The sequence below is a fragment of the Actinomadura sp. CNU-125 genome (assembly GCF_001942465.1).
Taxonomy (GTDB): Bacteria; Actinomycetota; Actinomycetes; order Streptosporangiales; family Streptosporangiaceae; genus Spirillospora.
The window spans coordinates 1-1,415 of sequence record NZ_MKJY01000529.1 but is presented as its reverse complement, the minus strand read 5'-3'; the positions used below and the strand labels follow the sequence as shown (position 1 = coordinate 1,415).

Sequence of the window (1,415 nt, the reverse complement as noted above, 5' to 3'; positions counted from 1 at the left end):
GCGCGGCCGGCGCGCTGCGCGCCCTCGGCGACACTCGCGGCGCGGGACGGCCGGGCCGACGCGGCGCTGCGCCGCTACGAGGACGCCCGCGAGATCCTGGCCGGCACCGGAGCGCCGACCAGGACCCTCGACGCGCTCATCGCCGAACTCCGCCGCACCTGAGGGCAGAGCCGCCGGTCAGCGGTCCCAGCGGCCCAGCGTGGTCGGCGGCCGGAACGAGCGCCGCAGCGCCGCCAGGTCCGCCGCCGCCAGCGACGCGCCCGCCGGCACCCGGTGCCCGATCTTCCACCCGGCCTGCACGACCCCGCACCGCAGCGCCTCCACCGGGTCGCCCGTCCCCAGCAGCACGTGCAGGAACGTCGCGAACAGCGAGTCACCGGCGCCCGAGGTGTTGACCGGCGGACGCGGCGTCACCGCGTCCACCGTGACCAGCGCCCCGCCCCGCAACCCCAGCAGCGCGCCGCGCGCCCCCATGCCGACCCCCACCATCCGGCACCGCGGATAACGGGCGAGGACGGCGGCCACCCAGGCCCGCGGATCGCCGACGCGCTCGTGGCTGCAGAACACGATCTCCGCCCGCTCCAGCCACGGACGGTCGTAGCCGTCGTCCGGATGGGCGATGCGGTGCACGTCCACCGCGATCGGGACGCCCAGGCCCGCGGCGTCCGCAACGAGCGGCCGCACGAACCGGGCGTTGGTCAGCACCAGCAGGTCCGCGCCGCGCGCCTGCTCGCGCAGCACCCCGAACGGGTAGGCCGAGACGTCGGCGGGCCGCAGATGCGGCAGCCCCATCCGCCGCCCGGCCCCGTCGACGAGCACGACGCCCATGGACGACGCCGCGGCGGGCACGATCCCCGCCCCGAGCAGCCCGAGCCGGGCGAGCTCGCGGCGGATGAGCAGCCCCGCCCCGTCCCGCCCGACCGGCGAGCACAACCGCACGTCGGCGCCGAGCGCGCGCTGCACCCGCGCGATGTGCCCCGCCGCGCCGGAGACGCCCAGCTCCATCCACCCGGGCCGGGACGACGGCGCGTACTCCAGCGGGAACCCGTCGACGGCGGCCGACACGTACAGGCTCGTCACGCCCGCCACCGTGATCCGGGCGCTCACGAGGCCGCCGCCCGCCGCCGCGCCGCGCCCGCCCGCCGGGACGACCGCGATCCGTCCCGACACGTGCAGCGCACCGGACCGTCCACGGTCGCGGGCGGCCATCGTGCCGGCGATGACCAGGGCGCCCGTCAGGTCCGCGACCGTGAGGCCCGCGGCCGTCCAGGCGAACAGGAACGAGCCGAACGGTCCCGCGCCGACCGGCCCCTCCGCGCACGGCCAGGGGGCCGCGGTGCCGCGGGCCCGTACCGTCCCGCCGTCGCGCGCGCCGCCGTCCGGGCCGTCCCGTCCGGCCGCCACCGCGACCCCGC

The 1,415-nt window shown here is 79.1% G+C and carries 1 protein-coding gene; it reads right to left on the bottom strand.

All coding sequences use genetic code 11. The features are described from left to right. Nucleotides 1-177: 177 nt before the first annotated feature. The coding region (locus BJF79_RS39670; RefSeq protein WP_083734583.1) for a carbohydrate kinase family protein at nt 178-1,415 on the bottom strand (1,238 nt) is incomplete at its 5' end.